This is a genomic window from Paraflavisolibacter caeni (assembly GCF_025628885.1).
In the GTDB taxonomy this organism is placed as follows: domain Bacteria; phylum Bacteroidota; class Bacteroidia; order Chitinophagales; family Chitinophagaceae; genus Flavisolibacter; species Flavisolibacter caeni.
This window is the reverse complement of record NZ_JAOTIF010000002.1, coordinates 164,485-186,823: the sequence shown is the minus strand read 5'-3', so window position 1 is coordinate 186,823 and position 22,339 is coordinate 164,485. Positions and strand designations below refer to the sequence as shown.

Sequence of the window (22,339 nt, the reverse complement as noted above, 5' to 3'; positions counted from 1 at the left end):
CCTTTTTCTTTGACTTTGAAGCAATTTTTGCTCCAGGAAAGGGTCCTTTGACAATGTTTGTGCATCAAATTTGCAGTACTTACCCGCTATGACCAATTTTATCCCGATATTCCCATTGGGGATAGTTGTTTATCCAGGAGAGCAACTGAACCTTCACATCTTTGAGCCACGGTATAAGCAACTGATAGCGGAATGTTATGCCCAAAGCAAATTGTTTGGCATTCCTGCTGTCATCAACCAGAAACTCCAAGACTATGGAACACTAATACAGATTGTTGAAATCACCAAGGTTTATGAAGACGGGGAGATGGATATTAAGACAAAAGGCAGCCAGGTATTCCGGATATTAGAAGTAATCAAGGAAATTCCTGAAAAATTGTACAGTGGTGCTATTGTTAACTACCCACATAACCATGAACACGGCAACCCGGAGGTCATGCGCCGCTTACTGAACAGTATTCGTGAATTACACCGCTTATTGAATGTAAAGAAGGACTTTGACAAAAATGAAGACGTTTTAAAAGTATATGACATTGCCCATCATGTCGGACTTTCTTTAGAAGAAGAATATGAAGTGCTGCACCTGATGGATGAACGTCAGCGGCAGGAATATATTAAAAGACACCTTACTAAGGTAATCCCACTTGTTGCAGAAATGGAGCAACTAAAAGAAAAAATCAAGCAAAACGGTCATTTCAAAAACCTTTCTGGGTTGGGGTTTGAATAACCTCTGATTGGAAGGGTCTGGAAGGGATCAGGCCAGGGCTGCAGTTACTTTCCTCGTTATTTCTGGCAGGGCTTCCTGGTAAATTTTGATTCCATTTTCCAGTGCTGGTAAAATATCCTGCGGCTTCTGATGCTTGTTTACCTTTTCCTCCACTTCATTAATCAAAGCCGTCAAAGATTTGATATTGATCACATTGAGGCTGCTTTTTAGTTTATGAGCCTGTTCACTCACCAAATCCCAATTTTGTTGTAAAGTATTCTTCTTCATTTCTTCTAAGGCAGCAGGCACCACTTGGATATAATTATTATAAACATCATTAATCACCTTTTTATCTGTCAGGGATAAAAGTGTTTTCATATCAATTTCCCGGCCCTGCTCCCGCACAGAAGTATTGACTTCTGCCTGCGGCTCATTTACAGCCTGGCTGGATGGGGCTAAAGCTGGAGTAGAGGAAGCCGCATCAACAGAAGAGGGAGTTGAAAACAATTGCGATAAACGCTGTTGTAAAATGGGCCTTGGAATGGGCTTTGAAAGGTAATCAGTCGCCCCTAAATCCAAACACCGCTGTCTTTCATCCCTCAACACACTTGCCGTCAACACAATAATTGGAGTTTCCAGCTTCAATTTTTGTCTCATATAAGCAAGTGTTTGAAATCCATCCATTTCCGGCATACGAAGGTCTAATAGGATCAGGTCGTACGAGGCCCCTGCTTCCAGTATTTCAATTGCCTGCTTTCCGTTTCCAGCGATTGTTACCTGAATACCATAATCCTTTAAAAGATGTGAGAATACCTGTTGGTTGATCTGGTTATCCTCTACCACCATCACTCTCTTTCCCCTAAAGTCCAGGTTCTCCTTTTTAGGCGCTACGATTGTTTGTACTTCAGATTTAGTGTCTTTCATAATATCGTAAGGAACCCTTACAATGAAACGACTGCCTTGGCCTTTGGTACTATGAACAGAAATCGTTCCGCCCTGTAGTTCTGCCAGGCGCTTTGTTATAGCCAGACCTAGGCCTGTGCCGCCAAATCGCCTTGCTGTATCGCTACCTTCTTGTGCAAAACTTTCAAAAACAAATTGAAGTTTTTCGTCATCAATACCAATACCTGTATCACTCACAGCAATATCAAGCCAGGCGGTATCATCATCTTTATCTACCACTTCAACTTCAAGTTTTACAGTCCCCTCATTTGTAAACTTAATTGCATTACTGAGCAGGTTGTTCAGTACCTGCATCAGGCGGTGTGGATCGCCGGAAAGGGTCTTAGGGATAAACGGATCCATCATTACAGAGAACCGGATTCCTTTTTCCTGGGCTTTGGCCCGGAAGGGAGCCGAAGCTTCTTCTACGACCTGGAAGATATTCATCGGGATCTTTTCTATTTTGAACTTACCGGCTTTGATTTTAGAAAGGTCAAGAATATCATTAATTAAAAACAGCAATGTATCTGAAGAATGGAGAATTGTCTTAAGAAACTCCTGCTGTTCCTCGTTTAAAGGAGTATTCAGCAGCAGGTTACTCATACCGACAATACCGTTTAATGGCGTGCGGATCTCGTGGCTCATATTGGCCAGGAATTGTTCCTGCAACTGTTCGCTTTGCTCGGCTCTCGTCCGGGCAGCGGTCATTTCCTCACGAGTGTGAACCAAGTCGGTAACATCGCGGGCTACAAGACATACACCAATGATCCGGTCGTCCTCCCTTACGGGATTATAGGTCAAATGCAGCCATATGGATCTGCCATTTGCCTGAACATGTCTTTCAATATCATGAGCATTCCCGGCAAGCACCTTTTTTAAAATACCTATGACGCTTTCAATTTCATCCGGACGCGTAAACTCTGTTACATGCTGACCTATGCGGGGCACTTTTCCGGACCTCATTTCTGCAAACTTCTCACCCTGCTCGTTGATCAATATTAAATTCAGATCAGGGTCATAGAGATAAAATCCTTCCCTTGTACTTTGCAATAACGCCCGCATTTTTCGTTCAGAATTCAATAATTCCTCTTTTGCCTTCTCTTTTTCTGTCACATCCCAATTAGCACCGATGATACGGGTGATTTCACCTTTCTCATCAGGTAGAAATAGCATTTTATTCAGGAGGTATTTTTGATTTCCTTTAGCGGTTATGATGCGTAGATCAAGCTCTAGTTCTGAATCCTTATTTTTAATGCTGTTCTGAACTTTTTCAATAACAGCTTCTTTACAAGCTGGATGTATAAATGACTGCCACAACTCCATATTGACCGGAGTTTCAGGGTCCAATTCGAATATCTGGTATAAATTATGATCCCAGTGGCCAACGTTTGCAACGACATCCAAATCATAAATGCCCAACTTAATTGCACTGGTGGCCAGGTTGTAACGTTTAAGCAAGGCTTCCTGATTTTTTTCAGCTAGCTTGTTTTTTGTTATATCGCGAACTGTTACCAAAATACCGGTAACCTTATCACCTTCTATAATTGGGAAATGTGTAACACACAATGTGATATCGCCTGTATCAGTATGACGTATCTGCTCAATTTCCAACTGCTCACCTTTAAGTACTGTTTGCAAGTTGGATTCCAGCATTTCTTTCAGGTGATTATCCACCAGGCCCGGCAAATATTCGCCAATGCGCACATCTCTTCCCGGCAATACAGGAAAAGTATCTACGAAGGTCTGGTTCGCCCTCACAATATTAAACTGCGCATCAAGCATTACATATGCTTCGGTACTGGTTTTTCGCATGGTTTAAATCAATTGTAGCTTTGCCGGAACCCAGGGTCAGGGTGAAGCCACTGCACAAAAATAAACGAGAAGGGCTTTCCTTTTCTAAATTCCTTTTGCTCCTTGCTAAAAGAGCTCATTAGTACTGTCTATGGAAAATTAATCTTTTTTTATAGAAAGTAAAAGGGCACCAGTCACCTAACAGATACTTTAAAATACCAATGCATTAAAACTTGGGACAATTCAATTTGCGCGCATTAGGATCACGATGCTTGCGTATATAAATGAGGGAAGCTTCTGCACCCCCACGCGTATTAGAAGCAGGTTTGAGGCTTGAAATATTCACATCATATGTGAAGCCGAAGTGAAACTCACCAACTTCAAGACCAACATAAGGAATAATAGCATCGCCAAAACGAATCCAACTTCCCATGTACAAGTTGGTCGGATTTGAAACGTCAGCATTCAGATTTTTCATAAAGGCCCCTCCTACTACAGTGTTTGTGGCATTTGCCTGGCGGCTGTAATTGGCACTGAGGTGAAGCGCATCCATACTATTGATCGGATGCATATAACCGGCTTGGAAGGTCATTCTTGGTTCAAGAACAAAGTCACTATTCTTAAAACTTTCTTTCGGCTGGTTGATATGGTATACAGAAACTCCAGCATAAATATTGTTCAGGCCGTTGGTGGTTCCGTTATACAGGATACCTGCGTTGACATCAAAATAGGAAACATTCACCTGGTTGGCAGGGAAAACATCCTGGGTAGTTCCTGTAAAGCCAAAAGGCGTTAATTCATCCTCCAGGTCGAGTTTAGTAACATCGAGACGCTTATTCACGTAAACGGCCTGAAAGCCTAAACCCAACTGGTTGTAAGCATCTTCATCTAATCCTTTATGATAGGCAGTAGACACTCCTATAGCATTGCTTTGCAATATGCCGTTTCCACTCCGGTCGCTAAAACCCAGGAATCCTACGCCAAACTGGTCTATCACCGGTATCCTGTTTTTTAATATGCCAAAGTCAAGGGAGGCTGTGTAGGTAGTAAAAGCATTATTTATGGTAGGCCATTGGTTCCGGTAGTTGGCAGCAAAGCGCATATCACCATCGAACTTACCGGTCAATGCAGGATTTAAAGTTAAGGGAGACGCAAAAAACTGCGAAAAGTTAGGATCTTGTGCCATCGCACTCCAAAGCGTAAGGCAAAAGCCTATGCATAAATAAAGTTTCCTCATTTGCACGAATAGTCAGGTAATTTACAAAAAATACAAAGACAATCTTACTTAAACCTGTGTTTTACTCCCATAAGATAGATCACCGGCGTCACCTAAGCCAGGCACAATATAACCTTTTGCAGTCAGTTCGTCGTCGATATCGCCGCACCAGATAACAGCTTGAGGAAACTCTCTTCTTACATATTCGATACCAACGGTGCAGGCTATAACGGTTACGATATGGATAGAAGAAGGCTCACCTTCTTCCCGCAAATACTGAATGGTTTTCACCAATGAGGAGCCGGTTGCCAGCATGGGATCTGAAATAATCAAGGCACGCCCTTCAAGATCCGGAGAGGATAAATATTCGAGGCTAATATCGAAGCTTCCATCTTTATTGTGCTTACGGTAGGCTGAAACAAAAGCATTGTCTGCCTTATCGAAATAATTTAATAATCCCTGGTGCAGTGGAAGTCCAGCCCTTAATATGGTCGCCAGCACCGGCTGATTTTCCAGCACTTTGCAGTTGGCAATACCCAATGGTGTCTGCACTTCTTTGCGCACGTAGGAGAGCTTTTTACTGATCTCAAAAGCAGCTATTTCGCCAATTCGTTCCAGATTGCGGCGGAAGCGCATACGATCTGCCTGCACTTGTTCGTCCCTGATTTCCGCAATCCATTCACTAACCAGCGAATGTTCTTTACTTAAATTATTAATCATGAAATTTCAATTTCTACCTTCGCCAAAATTAGAGATTTGAAATTTGATATTAATGATTTGAATTTCCTGTCGATGATTTGACCATTATTGAAGGGCAGTTCACCTGCCTTCTTTTGTACATTTTAAATTAATACCTCTAATTATTGAGGTTACACCTTGCATTTTTATGGTTTACAAAGTTATTGGACTTATGAGCGGAAGCTCGCTCGATGGATTAGATATAGTTTATACAGAACTGCACGAAAATGGTGGCATGTGGAGTTATAATATTATTGCATCCGGTTGTTATGCCTACGAACAGGCATGGGCTGCAAGGCTTCAATCGGCCACATCTTTAAATGCGTTGGACTACCAATTGCTCCACACAGAATACGGACATTATCTTGGTCAACAGGTAAACAAATTCATTGATGAAAATAACCTGCACTACAAAGTTGCCCTGATTGCCTCCCATGGGCATACAACTTTTCACCTTCCGGCGCAACGCATGACTGCGCAGATAGGCGACGGCGCTGCTATTGCTGCAGAAACAGGCTTGCCTGTTGTAAGTGACCTCAGAGCCCTCGATGTAGCGCTTGGTGGACAAGGTGCACCGATTGTTCCGATTGGAGAAAAACTGTTATTTCCTATATATACCCACTTCCTGAACCTTGGTGGCATAGCGAATATCTCGTTCAATTCGGGAGGCGAATATGTTGCGTTTGATATTTGTCCGGCTAATGGCATATTAAATGCATTGGCGGCCTCCGTCCAAAAAGAATATGACAATAAAGGAGAAATGGCCTCCTCAGGAAATGTACACAATGGGCTGCTGCAAAAATTAAACGAGCAGGCCTACTACACACAGCCTGCTCCCAAGTCACTTGCCAACAGCTTTGGCACAGATACCATTTTGCCTTTGATCAAATCATTTGGCCTGCCCCATACAGATGCCCTAAGGACCTACGTAGAACACATCGTACAACAAATAAAATTAGCAATTAGCAATAGGCAACAGGCGTCAAACAAAAAGCTGTTGGTCACTGGTGGAGGCGCTTTCAACGACTTTTTGGTGAACAGACTTAGCACAGAATTGCAATCGATAGGTATTGAAGTTGTAGTACCGGATGCGACTACTATAAAATATAAAGAAGCCCTGGCAATGGCGCTAATCGGCGTTCTCAGGTGGAGGCAGGAATACAACGTGCTTTCATCTGTGACAGGTGCTTCACGCGATAGTGTAGGCGGCGCGGTTTGGATTGGTCATGATTAAGAAAAGGAATTACCGGTTGCTGTTCCACAGGACTGGCAACCGGTAATTCTATTTTATTTTAATTCATAATCTCAAACCTATCACCATCAAACAGGCCTTTGTCACTCAATTTTAAATGAGGTATGACTAAAAGAGCCATAAAGGAAAGTGTCATAAAAGGAGAAGCAAGTGTTGTTCCTAATACTTTAGCTGCAGCATCGATTGCAGTGTATTGCTGAGCCACCTTATAACCATCTTCCGCACTCATTAAGCCAGCTACAGAAAGTGGTAGTAGCATTTCATTTCCTCCATCAATACAGCTGACACCACCTTTACTGCTGATCAAAAGGTTGACGGCTCGTGCGATACTTTCGTCATCCGCGCCTACGGCCACAATATTATGCGAGTCGTGGGCTACTGATGAAGCTATAGCCCCCCGTTTTAATCCAAAGTTTTTAATGAATGCCTTGGCGACAGGGGCATCTAAATAACGGTTGACTACAACAATCTTTAAAATATCCCGCTCTATATCACTCACGATCAATCCTCCTTCAAGCTTTGGCACTAATGAAAGCTTGTTAGTGATCAATTGACCATCAAGAGCTTCTATAACCGGAATTGGAGCGTGCAGAGAAGCTTCGGTTGCGTGCACAGCAAAATCTTCTGTTTTTTTCTGGGTGCAGCTAAAATTATTGACATCCTGAACGGTGGTTTGCTGTTCATTGTCAATAAGCGTCCTGCCCTCTTCAGCCACTATCCTTCCGTTAATGTACGTTTTGATTACCTCAAAATGTTGTAAGTCTTTCACCACAATAAAGTCTGCAGCGTCGCCTTCCTTCAACAAACCTACATCCAGCTTATAATGTTGTACAGGATTGATACATGCTGCCTGGAGCACTTTAAAAACATCTATACCCTTTGCTACTGCTCTTGCGCACAATTCATTTATATGGCCTGCCTCAAGACTATCAGGATGTTTGTCATCACTACAGAACATCATATTTTCGAAATGGTCGTGGAGCAGGTTGATCAAAGCTTCAAAATTTTTAGCGGCACTTCCCTCACGTATCAAAATTTTTGCTCCGGCATTTAATTTATCCAGGGCTTCCTGGCTCGTAAAACACTCATGGTCTGTAGAAATGCCTGCCGCAAAGTATTTCTTTGCATCCGCTCCCATCAGGCCGGGGGCATGACCATCAACTGGTTTATTCCACTTTTTTGCTGTTGCAATCTTTTCCAATACTTCCCGGTCACCATTCAGAACACCAGGAAAGTTCATCATTTCACTTAGATATTTGACCTCATCACGGCTCATCAATTCTTCCACATCTTTTACATCAATGCTGGCACCGGCAGTTTCAAAAGTTGTGGCTGGCACACAGGAAGGAGCACCAAAATAAAACTTAAATGGTGTACGCCTTCCGTCTTCAATCATGAACTCAACACCTGGCATACCGCATACGTTCGCAATTTCGTGCGGGTCACTGACGGTGGCTACTGTTCCATGTACAACTGCCAAACGTGCAAATTGGGAAGGTATCAGCATAGAGCTTTCAATATGAACATGTGCATCTATAAAGCCAGGAAGTATGTAATTTGAAGTTTGAAGGCCGGGGTTGGATGTAATTGATTTAATATAACCATCCTCTATAATAAGTTCTGCAGGAAATATCCTTCTTTGTAAAATGTCGACCAGGTTCCCTGTAATTGTCATATAAATATTTTAGGCATTTGCTTGTGAAAGCATCAGTTTGGGATAGCAAACCTAAACCTTTTGAAGTTTGAACGCTTATTTCCCATAACAAACTATAAACTATTAGTTTTTTATTACTGTTAAGTCATGGTTCTCTATATTTGTAGCTAACCTTTCACCATGAATTGTTTGATTGTTGATGATAATGAAGTGGCTCGTATGGCAATGAAGCAACTTGTAAGCCAGGTTCAATGGTTGAACTTGGTAGCAGAGTGCAGCAGTGCTATAGAAGCATTTAACTTTCTGAAGACAGAAAACATTCAATTGCTTTTTCTTGACATAGAAATGCCGGGTATGACCGGTATTGAATTAACTAAACAGTTAGGCAAAACCAAGCCGCTGATCATATTTACTACAGCTAAAAGTGATTATGCGTTAGAAGCCTTTGAATTGAATGTAGTGGACTACCTGCTGAAACCAGTTTCCCTTCCCAGATTCTTGCAAGCTGTAAGCAGGGCAAGAGAAGTAATGGATAGTAATAAACAAGAAGTAAAGTTTGAAGAAAAGGAGTTTGTTTTTGTTAAGGACAATGGTGTTCTTAAAAAACTGAATGTTGATGAAATCCTTTTTCTTGAAGCAATGGGAGATTACGTAAAAGTACATACAGGTCAAAAATTCCATGTGCTTCATTCCACGTTAAAGTCTATTGAAGAAAAGCTTCCCGCAAATAAATTCGTCCGGGTACACCGCAGTTATATTGTTGCATTAAGCAAAATTGATTTTATACAAGAGGGCGTTATCAGTATAGGAAAGTCAAGTATTCCGGTGGCTGAGACATACAAAGCATCTTTAAATAAGAAATTGAATTTATTATAATAAAGCCAACCAAAGACTCGGTTGGTTTTCTGAGGTTGGGAGCGTTGTTTCATTCAACCTTCTCAAACCTTTTCCATGGATCATCACCCATGGAATTGAACAGGTTCCTCCAATAATATCCGGCCGACTTATTTAAACACCACCTTTTGCCTTTTTCTGATAAAAAGTTAATCATCTCCTATTTTCCTCTTTTTCCAAATTGATGGCCTTTACTTTGTGGCTAGTCAATCTTTTCATTATTTTACAGGTTTATTTTCAAACGATTCAGTTGCCAGGAAAAGGCCCTATTTTTAGCATGGTACTTGAGTATTTAGATGCTAAAATGCCGAAGCCGAAGCTGGCACGATTGTTCATGATGATGCATTTTCTGTAGATTACACGATGATGATTTTAAATCCCTTAACGAAAATATTTTTTTCAATATGACAGCTCAATTTGCTCAATTCCAGGATGGAGAGCCTAACAATGAAAATAATAATTCCCGTAAAGATGAAATAGTCCATGACAAGGAAACGGGGTTGAAATATGTTGACCTTGTTTACCTGCACGAGTTATCCGGTAATGATAAAGAGTTTGAAAAACAAATGTTGCAACAAATTACTTTGCAGGCTCCCATGGAAGTTGATCAATTAGAACAAGCCATTAAATCAGCAGATTTTATCAATGCAAAAAAAATCGCACATAGTCTAAAGTCTACCGTAGGTTATATTGGACTCGCTGATGAATTACATCCAAACCTGGAACGCATTGAAAAATCTGCTCTGGCAGCTAATCTTGAAGTTATGAGCGAAAATTTCATTCAGGTAAAGCAAGTTACAATTGAGGCAGTAAAAGAAGTTCATACACTTCTACAAAATATGTAGTTTGATTCAGGGGCCAAGATGCGGTTGAATTTGAAATCTAAGTTCAATCAATACAACTAACTAGGAATTCTTCTAATATTAATCTCCTACTTTACATTTAAGCAGATATCGAAATGCGACAAACCCCTTCCTCGCAATAGTAAAATTACCTACTCATTAACCGGCAAATCCACAGTTATTCATACTTCGCCGACAAAACGCGGGATTTCATCGAAACGAGAATCATGAGCGACCTTCTTCGCATTAGCTTTACGCCATAATTCAAACATAAAAGCTTTGTACAAAGCTTCTTTATAAACGACTTGGTTTCGTATGGTTAAGGGTGAAGCCCTGCTATTCTTAGCGGGGCAATTTTTTTTTAAGCCCCACCAAAAACTTTTTTGAACAGCTTTCCCCACTTGCTATAGCAAAGGAAAGCAATGTCCTAATCATCCGCGTCCTGTTTCTACAGGATGCTTTTTATTAAAGGAAGGAGTGAGTAATTTACTTCAACAGATCCGGGCGCCTTTCTTCTGTTCTTTTTAAGGCTTGTTCATAACGCCATTCTTCTACTTTCTTCAAATCGCCACTCAATAAGATGTCAGGAACTTTCCAACCACGAAAGTCTGCGGGCCTTGTATATACCGGCGGAGCTAAAAGCTCATCCTGGAATGAATCGAACAAAGCAGAAGTCTCATCATTTAATACACCAGGAATTAAGCGCCCAACAGTATCTACCAACACTGCTGCAGCCAGTTCTCCCCCACTAAGCACGTAATCACCAATTGATATTTCCTTAGTAACATAATGTTCCCTTATTCTTTCGTCTATTCCTTTGTAATGACCGCAAATGAACAAGAGGTTTTCCTTTAAAGAAAGCTGATTCGCAATTTTTTGATCCAATCTTTCACCGTCAGGTGTGAGGTATATTATTTCATCGTACTTCCTATCTTTCTGAAGATGCTCAATTGCATTGGCTAAAGGCTCGCACATCATAACCATACCAGCACCGCCGCCATACTGGTAATCATCAATTTGCCCGTATTCATTTACAGCCCACTGACGCAAATGATGTAGATGCACTTCCAGAAGGCCTTTGTTTTGAGCCCTTTTCATTATTGAATGCGATAACGGACTTTCCAGTAACTCTGGCAACACTGTAATAATATCAATACGCATGGAACAAAGATAAACTTACTAACAAAAAAAAGCACCCCTGGAAAGGGGCGCCGCCATTGAAACGAAAACCAACGATAAAGCAATTAGTAATGTCTGCCACTTTATCTTCCTGATAAAATCAATGTTCGCTTAAACAATGCGACATCGATTGATGTGGCTTATATTTTAGATTGATATATTCTATATTGACAAATACTATATTAATGATCTTGTTATTTTCTAAGATGCAGATACATGATTCTTTGCATATCTGGAACTTAGATAGTTTTGGAGCTTATCCTTTCTTTTTGAGGATTTCACGCTCGAGACTTTTTACACGCACTGCAAAAAGAATCGTAGTAACCAACAAAGCAAACAGCACAACAAAAGTCAAGATAATCCCCGGACTGAAAAAAGATGAAAGAGACTCGGAAGGCTTATCAACATCTTTCACCGCAACGGCTTGTTTAGCCGCACCAGCACTTTCACTCTTTATATATTCAACAATACTTTTAATGTTATCATCTGTAAGGTCAGGGTGGTCGGGCATCGGAATACGGTTAAATTTCTCAAACAGAGCAACAGCAGCTTTATCTCCACTCTTTACCACGGTTTGTGACGAATGAACAAAGTTCACAATCCATTCTATGGTATGCCTCTGGTCAACACCAGCCAAAGCTGGTCCCGTAAGAACTTTATTTACATTATGACACCCAGCACAGCGTGTACTGAAGATCGTTTTACCTTCTTCGGGTGTTGGTTTTGCCCATATTGTAGATGAAATAAGTAAAATCGCGGCAAGCAAGGTGGTTTTCGTTCTCATTTTGTCTTTCGTTTTCTTTAACTTGTTTCTGATGCAAATTTGGAAATCAGAAACTTGTTAAAACCTTACTAAATGCAGACGAAAAGATGATTTTTGTCATACCTCAAACAAATTTGACCACTTGACATACCACTAAGCAGGACATAATTTTTACTGTTACCAATTATTCATTTGTTCTTCCACTATCCGCTCGTAGTTGTTAGGCTCATGCTCTTTCCAATGTGGATTATAATGAACGAACCAGGAGATCCAAAGACTTCGAGATACCCTCATTACCCATGGTTGCAATAAAACCAGGACAATCGCATTGATAAAGAGCCACCATAAAAAACGATGATCATTAAATGAAAACCCAATGAGCAACCACCAGACAAAAAAGAACACTCCACTAAATATCAACGCAAGCGCATAACTGGCATAACCAGTACCATAATAAAAGCCCACTTCTATTTCTGTGCGCTGACCGCATACAGGGCACCGCTCATGCATTTCCATGTTCTTTGTGATTTTTGCAGATAAAGGATTCCTGAACAATTTACCTTCCCTGCACCTTGGGCAGTAACAGCCCAAAACTGTAGCCAGATACCCGCGCTTATGTGTTTTTTGATGTTCCATAAATTAAGAGTATCGGGAAAGGTATGGAAATTTGATATTTGGATTTTATGATTAAAAACAGCTGAAATATGATTAAAAGTTAGAGGTATTCCAATACTTTTTCCATTTGTGCACTTCTCGATCCTTTAATTAATAAATAAGAATCCTGTACATTTTGTTCTTTAAACCATTGCCCGGCCTCAATTGAAGATTGAAATGAACGGTAAGGATGTTGCAGTTTTAAAAAATCTCCTCCTACCAGGATGACCTCTTTCCAGGCTTGTTTCCCGATCTCTTCTATTAATGTTTGATGCTCCTGGATACTTTCTGCGCCAAGTTCAGCCATTGCTCCCAACACCAGCACCTTATTGTCGCCATCTGTTTTCGAGAAGTTATCAATAGCAGCCTTCATGCTACTAGGATTGGCATTATAGGCATCCAGAATGATCTTGTTGGATCCTTTAAGCATCAGTTGTGAACGGCTGTTGGACGGAACATAACCTTCAATAGCTTGCCTGATACTTTCTTCGGCAACATTGAAAAACCGGCCAACTGCTACTGCGGCCAACACATTAGGTAAATTGTAACTGCCAACTAATTGAGTTTGTATGCTGCCCGAAAAACCTTTATTGAATTGAACAGACAGGAAAGGATCACTATCCAATAGGTTCCCGATCACATCGCCCTCCTCTGTTCCATATTGAATAATTCGTGGAATCCCTTTACTCATCTCTCGCAGATAGGTATAGTCCCACATCACGAATGCTGTACCTTGGTGATCTCTCAAAAAATCATAAAGCTCTCCCTTGCCTTTACGAACCCCTTCTTCTCCTCCAAATCCTTCCAGGTGGGCTTTGCCGCAATTGGTAATCAATCCGTGTGTTGGCAATGCGATGTCACAATAGGAAGCTATTTCACCAAGGTGGTTTGCGCCCATTTCAATAATAGCCATTTCTGCATCCATTCTGATCTTTAAGATAGTAAGAGGAACACCAATATGATTATTCAGGTTACCCTCAGTAGTATAGGTCTTGTATGTGCTGGAAAGAGTGGCATGTATCAACTCTTTGGTTGTTGTTTTGCCATTGCTGCCGGTAATGGCTAAAAATGGGATAGAGAGCTGTTGCCTGTGATATTTGGCCAATTGTTGCAATGTCTGTAAAACATCTTGTACCAATATTGTTCTCCCAGGAACTTCAAAAGCCACATCGTCAATAATGGCATAAGCTGCTCCACTCTCAATAGCTTTTGCAGCAAACTGATTACCATTGAAGCTGGGCCCCTTTAAAGCAAAGAATAGGTCGCCCTGACCTAATTTCCGGGTGTCGGTTTGTACGGATGGATGCTGGAGGTAAATGGAATAAAGTTGTTCGACGTTCATCTGGCAAAAATAATGTTTCGAATGACGAATCAATTTAAGTTAACAACCTGTTGTTTGTCTTTATTCAGCAATAAAAAAGCCCTCTTGTGCAGAGGGCTTTTTTATTGCTGAACCAGCGATTATCTTGTTTGTTTTCTGGTTTTCCAGAAGTTACCAGTTTTTCTCTTGTTACCTTCAGGGCTACCCATGCGGTCCATTGCGCAACGGAAACCAATGGTGCTGCTGGCCTGATCTTCTTCCAGGTAGCGACGAGTACCAGGGCTCAGCCAGTAAGCGCGGTCGTTCCAGCTACCACCTTTGAATACTCTTGATTTATCGCTCACCAATGTAGTTTGACCATATCCATAAGATGCCAAAGACAAGCTATCACCATCCAGGAAGTTGATGACATTACCACGTTGATAGTTGCGGCGGTTGCGGCTTTCTGCGTCGGTCACTTCGGTCATTTTCACACGGCCGGTGCTATCCACTTCAGCTTCTCCGCTTTCGTTTTTGTACATTTTCATGAATTTGTTACCACGAACAGGAGCTACGTCATCCGCATCCAGGTTTGTCAGCGGGCGGTAAACATCATATACCCACTCGCTTACGTTACCGGCCATATTGTATACGCCAAAACCATTAGGATAGAAAGATTTTACAGGAGCCGTATAAATGGCACGGTCGTTCAAACCACCAGCCACACCGGCATTATCACCTGAACCTCTTTTGAAGTTGGCCAGGAACTGACCTTGCCAGCTGCCATGTTTGGTATCACGCAAACCGTTAGGATTGTGAGACCATGGAAATACTTGCTTTTGAGTGATCAACTCTTCACCACGCTTTCCTTCTTTAAGTGAAGGACGTGGATTATTGTTGATGTAACCATAAGCGGCATATTCCCATTCTGCTTCAAAAGGCAGGCGGTAATCTGGCATTAAGATACCATCCTCAAAAGTTACGTTGGTACGAGGAGTTCCCTGAGGAGTTTTCAACGGGTTCTTTTTAGAACGGGCACCTTTGCCCGGTTGTGCCTGATATAAACCTAACAGGTAAGACTTTGTTGTAAAGTTATTTTCCTGCTGCTGACCTTGTATGCTCTGGGGAGCAACAAAGCCTTTATCCATGAGAACACCTTCATTTACGCGGTCGCTTCTCCAAAGACAGAAATCATATGCTTGCCTCCAGGAAACACCCACTACCGGGTAGTCATTGAAGCCTGGGTGACGGAAATAGTATTCAACCAAAGGCTCATTATAACTCAACTCGCTTCGCCAAACCAGTGTATCCGGTAAAGCCGCATCGATAATTTTTTTATTGTTTTCGTCAGCCTCAGGATCAAAAACCCTTGTCAGCCAGTAAATATATTCTCTATAGTGTACGTTGGCAACTTCCGTACGGTCAATATAAAAAGAAGGTACTGTAACCCGGCGTGGAATATTGTTCCAATCGCCCATTACATCTTCTTCTGTTTGTCCCATAGTAAATGTACCGCCTTGTACAAACACCAAACCGGGGCCAGTTGCCTGATCTCTGGATTTAGCAACCTGGAAACCACCTTGGTTTTTGTCGTTATAGTTCCAGCCGGTAACTTCTGACTTCTCTTTCTTTTTGGCAAATAAGCCACCGTTCTTACAGGATGCCAGAAGAACAGCTGAGGATAAGAGGATTAAAAAATTTTTCACTTGCATGTTTAAAAAATTTGCATTCTATGAGACACATATAAATGGTTGCGCTCGGACCCAGTTTTCGAATTACATAAACGAAGACAAAAATGAATTATTGTGATCCGTTTTTGAAAAATTGGGCACAGTTGCGAAAATAATGGGTTTACAAGTTTGTTAAAAGAAATAATATATAAGAAAAACACTTACCACTTTGTTTTAATCTCCCCGCAATAAAGAGCCCCAAAAAGCGTTTGATAGGAAATCAATAAAAATCCAGAACTGCGGCTGGGCAGGAGTAAACATTAAACCGACTGCACCGCTTTAAATTATACCTTAAAAATCCTTACCATATAAACCAAAACTCAATAATTTCGCACACAATCTTAAATTTTAACATGAAGGCATTTGCACTGAAGATCACAACTGCATTTATACTTTTAATTACAGCTGTTCCGTCACTCTATGCTCAAGACAAAATAAATATCGTAACGACTGCTGTTCCCTTTCTAAGAATTTCACCTGATGCCCGCTCAGGCGGCATGGGTGACCTTGGGGTAGCAACAGACCCCGATGCGAGTTCTTCTTTTTTCAATGTGGGCAAAGTTCCTTTTAACCCCACTAACAGTGGTATTAATGTATCATATACACCATGGCTTAAAAGCATCGTAAACGACGTTTACCTTGCTGCAGCGTCCGGTTTTTACAAATTAGACGAGCTCCAGGCATTGTCCGCCTCTTTCCGCTATTTCAACTTAGGTAACATCCAGTTTACCGGGACGTCTGGCGAACCTGTTGGAGAGGGCCGTCCGCGTGAATTTGGCGTTGACGTAGGCTATTCCAGGAAACTATCAGATTATATAGGCATTGGAATCGGTGTAAAATATATCAATTCTGACCTGGTTTCTGGCGTTGCAAGCAGTGGCTCTACATATAAAGCTGGTAATGCCGTTGCTGCCGACCTGGGATTTTATTTCAATGCTCAGGATGAAGCAGGACAAGGATGGTCTATGGGTACTGCTTTTACCAATCTGGGTACTAAAATTGGCTATACAAACAACGCCGATCAGAAAGATTACATTCCAGCCAACTTCAGTATAGGTACCAATTATACTAAAGTGATGGATGAAAGTAACAAGATCAGCTTTGGATTGGAAATGAATAAATTAATGGTACCGACGCCCCCTTTAGATCCTGCTCAATATGATGAATACCGCAATAAAAGTGTAGTGAGCAGTTGGTTTACTTCATTTGCCGATGCACCAGGCGGTTTTTCGGAAGAACTGCAAGAGCTCCAGTTTTCAATAGGCGGTGAATACTGGTATAACAACCAATTTGCCCTTCGTGCAGGTTATTTCTATGAAGATAAAGACAAAGGAAACCGTCGCTACTTGACAGCTGGCGTTGGTTTACGTTACAACGTCTTCAATCTGAATTTCTCGTACCTGGCTCCAACCGGTTCTGGCGTCAACCAAAACCCTCTAGCCAATACGTTACGCTTTTCCTTGGCATTTGACCTGGACGGAGGCAGCGAAGAATAAATTCCAATGAACTTTTATAATTAATATAAAAAGGGGTTGATTCAAAAAGAATCAACCCCTTTTTATTATTTCACACCAGCCCCATACAAACACAATTTTGCGTAAACTGATTTTTACGCCACTCAACCCTCCTTCTACCTTCCGCCTACAGCAATACTACATACAACTCACAGCAAATCAATCACTTACAAACTACTCAAGCAGTCCTATACTACCCCTATCCAACATCGTATTGACCATATATCTACGCCCTACGATCCCCCTAATCTCCTCTCTTCAACCTACCTTAAGTAGGGATAGTGTATAGATCAAGCATACTTCAAGTACACTTAGTGCACGAAATAGAATTTGACCCCTCTCTGCTCCCCTAACTCTTGACCCTTAATCAATACCTTAGCCGTACTTGAGCCGTACCTTAGCCGTACTATAGCCGTACTTGAGTCTAGAAAACCATTTTTCACAAAATCAATACCCCAATATCCTATTATCCCAGTATCTAATATCTACTCCTTCATTTATCATCTTCCTAACCCCTTATCCGTCTATCCATAAACTCGCAAACACCAAAAGAATCAATTGTTTTTATAAAAAAAGGGCACACTGTCATTTTTACGAATAATTTTGAACGATTTAAACGAATTACAAGCCATGTTTTTTCTCCACAATAAGACTGCTGTGATCACTGGTGCCGGCAGTGGTATCGGCAAAGCCACAGCTATCCTGTTTGCCCGCCAGGGTGCCCAGGTACACATCATCGACCTGAATGAAGACGCCCTCAAAGACACCCAGGAAGAGATCCTGGCCGATGGAGGATCCGGGAAAGCCCACACCTGTGATGTCACTAAACAAGCATCTGTTAAATCAGTTTTTGAAAGCATTGGCACTATTGACATCCTTGTCAACAGTGCCGGCATCTCCCATATTGGCAAGTGCGATACCACTTCGGAAGAAGACTTTGACCGGGTATTCCAGGTCAATGTAAAAGGCATCTATAATTGTTTGCATGAGGCCCTGCCCCTGATGAAACAAAAGGGAGAAGGAGTGATCCTCAACATGGCTTCCATAGCCAACAATGTCGGCATTCCCGACCGCTTTGCCTATTCGATGAGTAAGGGAGCGGTGGCTGCCATGACGCTCTCGGTTGCTAAAGATTATATCACTGAGGGCATCCGCTGCAACTGCATTTCCCCTGCCCGGGTGCATACCCCCTTTGTGGATGGCTTCTTGCAAAAAAACTATCCCGGCAAGGAAGCAGAAATGTTTGAAAAACTGTCTAAAACACAACCCATTGGCCGTATGGCCAACCCTGAAGAGATTGCTGGCCTCATTCTCTATCTCTGTTCTGATGAAGCCTCTTTCATCACCGGCTGTGATTACCCCATTGATGGCGGATTTATAAAACTGAATAATTAATAAACCATAAACCTCTACTATTAAATCATTACTATGAAACTTATTCGTTTCGGTGCAGTTGGCAAAGAAAAGTCAGGAGTGATAATTGACAATAATATCTATGACGTATCCGCTTTCGGAGAAGACTACAATGAACAGTTCTTTGAAAATGACGGACTGAAGCGCCTGCAACAATTTGTGGAATCCAATAAGGGAAAACTTCCCAAGGTATCGGCAGACGAACGTTTAGGCAGTCCTATTGCCCGTCCTTCCAAGATTGTTTGTATTGGCCTCAACTATGCTGATCACGCCAAAGAAACCGGCGCTACCATACCTGCAGAACCCGTAATATTCATGAAGTCGACTACCGCTTTGATAGGTCCCAATGATGAGGTGATGATCCCCAGGGACTCCCAAAAAACAGACTGGGAAGTGGAATTGGCGGTTGTCATAGGCAAAAAGGCCAGCTATGTGGAAGAAGCAGAGGCTATGGACTATGTGGCTGGTTATGCACTGCATAATGATGTCAGTGAAAGGGAATTCCAACTAGAAAGAAATGGCACTTGGGATAAGGGTAAGGGCTGCGACACCTTTGCACCGGTAGGACCATTTCTGGCCACCAAAGAGGAGATCGCGGATGTGGACAACCTGCGCCTGTGGCTGTCCTTGAATGGGAAGATGATGCAGGATGGCACCACCGCCAACCTCATTTTCAAAATACCATTCCTGATCTCTTATGTGAGCCGCTTTATGACCCTTTTACCTGGAGACATGATCTCTACCGGTACACCAGCAGGTGTAGGGCTGGGCTTCAATCCCCAGGTGTATTTGCAACCAGGAGACGTAGTAGAGCTGGGTATCGATGGCCTCGGCACCTCCAAACAAAAAGTGATTGCCTTTACCAAATAATCCTCAGACTTTGGAATCTACAAATAATAAAAGACTTCAGTACGCTCCTTTGGAGACTGGAGGTTCGGCCAGAAATGTTGGGGGTATTGACTCCCACCAACATTTCTGGAAATTTGACCCTGTAAGGGATAGCTGGATCAATGATGAAATGAAGGTGATCCAAAGGGATTTTCTTCCCCAGGACTTGTATCCTGTTCTTCAGGCCAATGGATTTGAAGGATGCGTTACAGTGCAGTCTGACCAAACGGAAGCAGAAAATGACTTCCAGCTGGCCAATGCTGACCAGAACGACTTTATCAAAGGCGTGGTAGGCTGGGTTGACTTGCAGGCAGAGAATATAGAAGAACGCCTATCTTACTATAGTGGGTTTAAAAAGTTGAAGGGCTTCCGCCATGTGCTCCAGGGTGAACCGCAGCGTGATTTCATGTTGCGCCCTACCTTTATGAATGGCATCAGCCTGTTAAAAAAATACAACTTAACTTACGACATCCTCATCTTCCCGGACCAACTCGCATTTACGAAAGAATTTGTTGCTGCTTTTCCTGATCAGAAGTTTGTCATTGATCATATCGCCAAACCTTATATAAAGGACAAAAAGATTGACGAATGGAAGAAGGATATTGCGATGGTAGCACAATTTGAAAATGTGTTTTGCAAAGTATCGGGTATGGTAACTGAAGCAGACTGGAAGAACTGGAAGAAAGAAGAATTCACTCCATACCTGGACGCAGTGGTGGAGGCATTTGGAATCAAAAGACTGATGTATGGTTCTGACTGGCCGGTTTGTCTGGTTGCTGCCCCTTACGAGCGCATGTTGGGGATCGTTAAAGATTACTTTTCTTCATTTTCTGAAGAAGAACAAAAACTGTTTTTTGGTGGTAATGCCTGGCAGTTTTATGATCTGTAATGACCCATTAAATAATATTCATTTATTCAATCAACGGTCTTAGTTGAGCCGTTGACTAAAGAAGAAATTATGGATTTAGGTTTAAAAGATAAGGTTATAATTGTGACAGGTGCTGCCAAGGGAATTGGCGAAGGCATTGCCAAGGTAATCGCTACAGAAGGAGCCGTCGCTGTAGTTGTGGGCAGATCGCAGGCAGACAACCAAAAAGTAGTTGATAGCATTGCCGCATCTGGCGGAAAAGCCTTTGCCGTAGCTGCAGAATTAACCAAGCCTGAGGATTGTGAAAAAGCGGTAAAAGCAGTTGTCGATCAGTTTGGCCGCATTGACGGACTGGTAAACAATGCTGGTGTTAATGACGGTGTTGGCCTGGAAAATGGCACTTACGAAAGGTTCATGGAAAGCCTGCACCGCAACGTAGTACATTATTACCTGATGGCTCAGTATGCCTTACCAGAACTCAAAAAATCAAAAGGTCCTATTGTCAATATTACTTCCAAAACAGCTGAAACAGGGCAGGGAAATACATCTGCTTATGCTGCTGCTAATGGCGGAAGAAATGCTTTGACCAGGGAATGGGCTGTAGAATTGCTTAAATACGGTATCAGGGTCAATGCTATTGTTGTAGCTGAGTGCTGGACACCAGCTTATGATACATGGATCAAAACCCTGTCTAATCCGGAAGAAAAGCTCAAAGAGATCACTTCCAAGATTCCTTTGGAAAATCGCATGACTACCGCGGAAGAAATAGCCAACATGACAGCTTTCCTCTTATCGCAAAAGTCAAGTCATACCACAGGCCAGATCATTCATGTTGATGGCGGTTATGTACACCTGGATAGGGCATTGGCAAATGCATAAAAGAATTACCCTTACATAAAAAAACATCCCGCTTGCGGGATTCAAGATTAGTTGATTATGATGAAATCCTTGATTTGCACCACACCCGGTCAGTTTGAATACCAGGATATTGAACACCCGGTATTAGAAGAAGGTTACTCCCTTTTAAAGATTAAACGCATCGGCATATGCGGTACTGACCTACATGCTTTTGAAGGCACACAGCCTTATTTTGAATACCCCCGTATACTGGGGCATGAACTTGCTGCTGAATATGTAGCAGGTGACGCAGAAGGTTTTGTACCAGGAGAAGCCGTAACATTTATTCCTTACTTCTATTGTGGTAAATGCATTGCCTGCCGCAGCGGCAAAGAGCACTGCTGTCAAAACATAAAGGTGTGCGGGGTGCATATTCATGGTGGTATGACAGAATATCTTAGGGTACCGTCTTACTCGCTCATTCATGGGGAAGGACTTTCTTATGATGAACTGGCATTGGTAGAGCCCCTGGCCATTGGCGCCCATGGGGTACGTAGGGCGGATGTACAGCCTGGCGAGTTTGTATTAGTAATGGGAGCAGGTCCTATAGGCCTCGGCATCATTGAGTTTGCACGCATTGCGGGTGGCAAGGTGATTGCCCTCGATGTTAATGATCAAAGGCTTCAGTTTTGTAAGGATAAACTGGAGGTACCCTATACGATCAACGCAGCTAAGGAGAATGTTAGCGAACGCCTGAAGGAAATTACCGGCGGTGATTTTCCCACAGTAGTGATCGATGCTACCGGCAACCGGAATGCCATCAATGGAGGCTTCCTGTATATGGCTCATGGTGCCCGTTATGTACTTGTAGGATTACAAAAAGGAGAACTGGTGGTAAGCCATCCAGAGTTTCACAAGCGGGAAGCGACTCTTATGAGTAGCAGAAATGCCAACAGGATCGACTTTGAACACGTGGTGGCATGCATGAAAAAGGGATGGGTGAAACCCACTACCTATATTACACACCGTGTACAGTTCAACCAGGTGAAAGATGAATTTGCCAACTGGCTCAAACCAGAGTTTGGCGTCATTAAAGCGATGGTTGAAGTTGAATAGTTGAGAAATTATTGATTACTGATGATGCATCATCAGTAATCA

19 protein-coding genes are annotated in these 22,339 nt (G+C 42.1%); 10 read left to right on the top strand and 9 right to left on the bottom strand.

What is annotated here, in order from left to right; translation table 11 throughout:
* Positions 1–88 precede the first annotated feature (88 nt).
* A complete protein-coding gene (locus OCK74_RS04890; protein WP_279295885.1) occupies positions 89–727 on the top strand; it encodes an LON peptidase substrate-binding domain-containing protein in 639 nt (212 codons plus the stop codon).
* A gap of 27 nt (positions 728–754) precedes the next feature.
* Here OCK74_RS04890 and OCK74_RS04885 read toward each other — a convergent pair whose 3' ends face one another.
* From OCK74_RS04885 to upp, 3 genes are all read right to left on the bottom strand, one after another.
* Positions 755–3,460, bottom strand: coding sequence for an ATP-binding protein (locus OCK74_RS04885; RefSeq protein ID WP_279295884.1), 2,706 nt, complete (start codon positions 3,458–3,460; stop codon positions 755–757).
* Between the two features lie 205 nt (positions 3,461–3,665).
* The gene (locus OCK74_RS04880; protein ID WP_279295883.1) at positions 3,666–4,676 is read right to left on the bottom strand and encodes a PorP/SprF family type IX secretion system membrane protein; all 1,011 of its coding nucleotides are present in this window, start codon (positions 4,674–4,676) and stop codon (positions 3,666–3,668) included.
* Positions 4,677–4,724: 48 nt separating this feature from the next.
* Positions 4,725–5,375, bottom strand: a complete 651-nt coding sequence (gene upp, locus OCK74_RS04875) for a uracil phosphoribosyltransferase (protein WP_279295882.1) — start codon at positions 5,373–5,375, stop codon at positions 4,725–4,727.
* A 166-nt stretch (positions 5,376–5,541) separates the two neighbouring features.
* On the opposite strand from upp, the gene OCK74_RS04870 reads away from it, so the two are divergent.
* The gene (locus OCK74_RS04870; RefSeq protein ID WP_279295881.1) at positions 5,542–6,627 is read left to right on the top strand and encodes an anhydro-N-acetylmuramic acid kinase; all 1,086 of its coding nucleotides are present in this window, start codon (positions 5,542–5,544) and stop codon (positions 6,625–6,627) included.
* Between the two features lie 58 nt (positions 6,628–6,685).
* Here OCK74_RS04870 and ade read toward each other — a convergent pair whose 3' ends face one another.
* Positions 6,686–8,320, bottom strand: a complete 1,635-nt coding sequence (gene ade, locus OCK74_RS04865; RefSeq protein WP_279295880.1) for an adenine deaminase — start codon at positions 8,318–8,320, stop codon at positions 6,686–6,688.
* A 159-nt stretch (positions 8,321–8,479) separates the two neighbouring features.
* On the opposite strand from ade, the gene OCK74_RS04860 reads away from it, so the two are divergent.
* Both OCK74_RS04860 and OCK74_RS04855 read left to right on the top strand, forming a co-directional pair.
* Entirely contained in the window at positions 8,480–9,175 is a 696-nt protein-coding gene (locus tag OCK74_RS04860; RefSeq protein WP_279295879.1) for a LytR/AlgR family response regulator transcription factor, read from the top strand.
* A 422-nt stretch (positions 9,176–9,597) separates the two neighbouring features.
* Positions 9,598–10,038, top strand: coding sequence for an Hpt domain-containing protein (locus OCK74_RS04855; RefSeq protein WP_279295878.1), 441 nt, complete (start codon positions 9,598–9,600; stop codon positions 10,036–10,038).
* 483 nt (positions 10,039–10,521) lie between these two features.
* Here the strand turns inward: OCK74_RS04855 and trmD are convergent, their stop codons facing one another.
* The 5 genes from trmD to OCK74_RS04830 all read right to left on the bottom strand — a co-directional run bounded on the left by trmD (position 10,522) and on the right by OCK74_RS04830 (position 15,643).
* Entirely contained in the window at positions 10,522–11,196 is a 675-nt protein-coding gene (gene trmD / locus OCK74_RS04850; RefSeq protein WP_279295877.1) for a tRNA (guanosine(37)-N1)-methyltransferase TrmD, read from the bottom strand.
* A 274-nt stretch (positions 11,197–11,470) separates the two neighbouring features.
* Complete coding sequence (locus OCK74_RS04845; RefSeq protein ID WP_279295876.1) at positions 11,471–11,998, bottom strand: c-type cytochrome; 528 nt, start codon at positions 11,996–11,998, stop codon at positions 11,471–11,473.
* Positions 11,999–12,154: 156 nt separating this feature from the next.
* Positions 12,155–12,613, bottom strand: coding sequence for a DUF983 domain-containing protein (locus OCK74_RS04840; protein ID WP_279295875.1), 459 nt, complete (start codon positions 12,611–12,613; stop codon positions 12,155–12,157).
* Positions 12,614–12,692: 79 nt separating this feature from the next.
* The gene (locus tag OCK74_RS04835; RefSeq protein WP_279295874.1) at positions 12,693–13,973 is read right to left on the bottom strand and encodes a UDP-N-acetylmuramoyl-tripeptide--D-alanyl-D-alanine ligase; all 1,281 of its coding nucleotides are present in this window, start codon (positions 13,971–13,973) and stop codon (positions 12,693–12,695) included.
* A gap of 119 nt (positions 13,974–14,092) precedes the next feature.
* Positions 14,093–15,643, bottom strand: coding sequence for an SUMF1/EgtB/PvdO family nonheme iron enzyme (locus tag OCK74_RS04830; protein WP_279295873.1), 1,551 nt, complete (start codon positions 15,641–15,643; stop codon positions 14,093–14,095).
* 371 nt (positions 15,644–16,014) lie between these two features.
* On the opposite strand from OCK74_RS04830, the gene porV reads away from it, so the two are divergent.
* The 6 genes from porV to OCK74_RS04800 all read left to right on the top strand — a co-directional run bounded on the left by porV (position 16,015) and on the right by OCK74_RS04800 (position 22,297).
* The gene (gene porV, locus OCK74_RS04825; protein ID WP_279295872.1) at positions 16,015–17,157 is read left to right on the top strand and encodes a type IX secretion system outer membrane channel protein PorV; all 1,143 of its coding nucleotides are present in this window, start codon (positions 16,015–16,017) and stop codon (positions 17,155–17,157) included.
* A gap of 648 nt (positions 17,158–17,805) precedes the next feature.
* The gene (locus OCK74_RS04820) at positions 17,806–18,570 is read left to right on the top strand and encodes an SDR family NAD(P)-dependent oxidoreductase (protein ID WP_279295871.1); all 765 of its coding nucleotides are present in this window, start codon (positions 17,806–17,808) and stop codon (positions 18,568–18,570) included.
* A gap of 33 nt (positions 18,571–18,603) precedes the next feature.
* Positions 18,604–19,458, top strand: a complete 855-nt coding sequence (locus tag OCK74_RS04815; RefSeq protein ID WP_279295870.1) for a fumarylacetoacetate hydrolase family protein — start codon at positions 18,604–18,606, stop codon at positions 19,456–19,458.
* A gap of 10 nt (positions 19,459–19,468) precedes the next feature.
* Positions 19,469–20,365, top strand: a complete 897-nt coding sequence (locus tag OCK74_RS04810; RefSeq protein ID WP_279295869.1) for an amidohydrolase family protein — start codon at positions 19,469–19,471, stop codon at positions 20,363–20,365.
* A 69-nt stretch (positions 20,366–20,434) separates the two neighbouring features.
* Positions 20,435–21,223: an SDR family oxidoreductase gene (locus tag OCK74_RS04805; RefSeq protein WP_279295868.1), complete on the top strand. Its 789-nt coding sequence runs from the start codon at positions 20,435–20,437 to the stop codon at positions 21,221–21,223.
* 57 nt (positions 21,224–21,280) lie between these two features.
* Entirely contained in the window at positions 21,281–22,297 is a 1,017-nt protein-coding gene (locus OCK74_RS04800) for a zinc-binding alcohol dehydrogenase family protein (RefSeq protein WP_279295867.1), read from the top strand.
* Positions 22,298–22,339 lie beyond the last annotated feature (42 nt).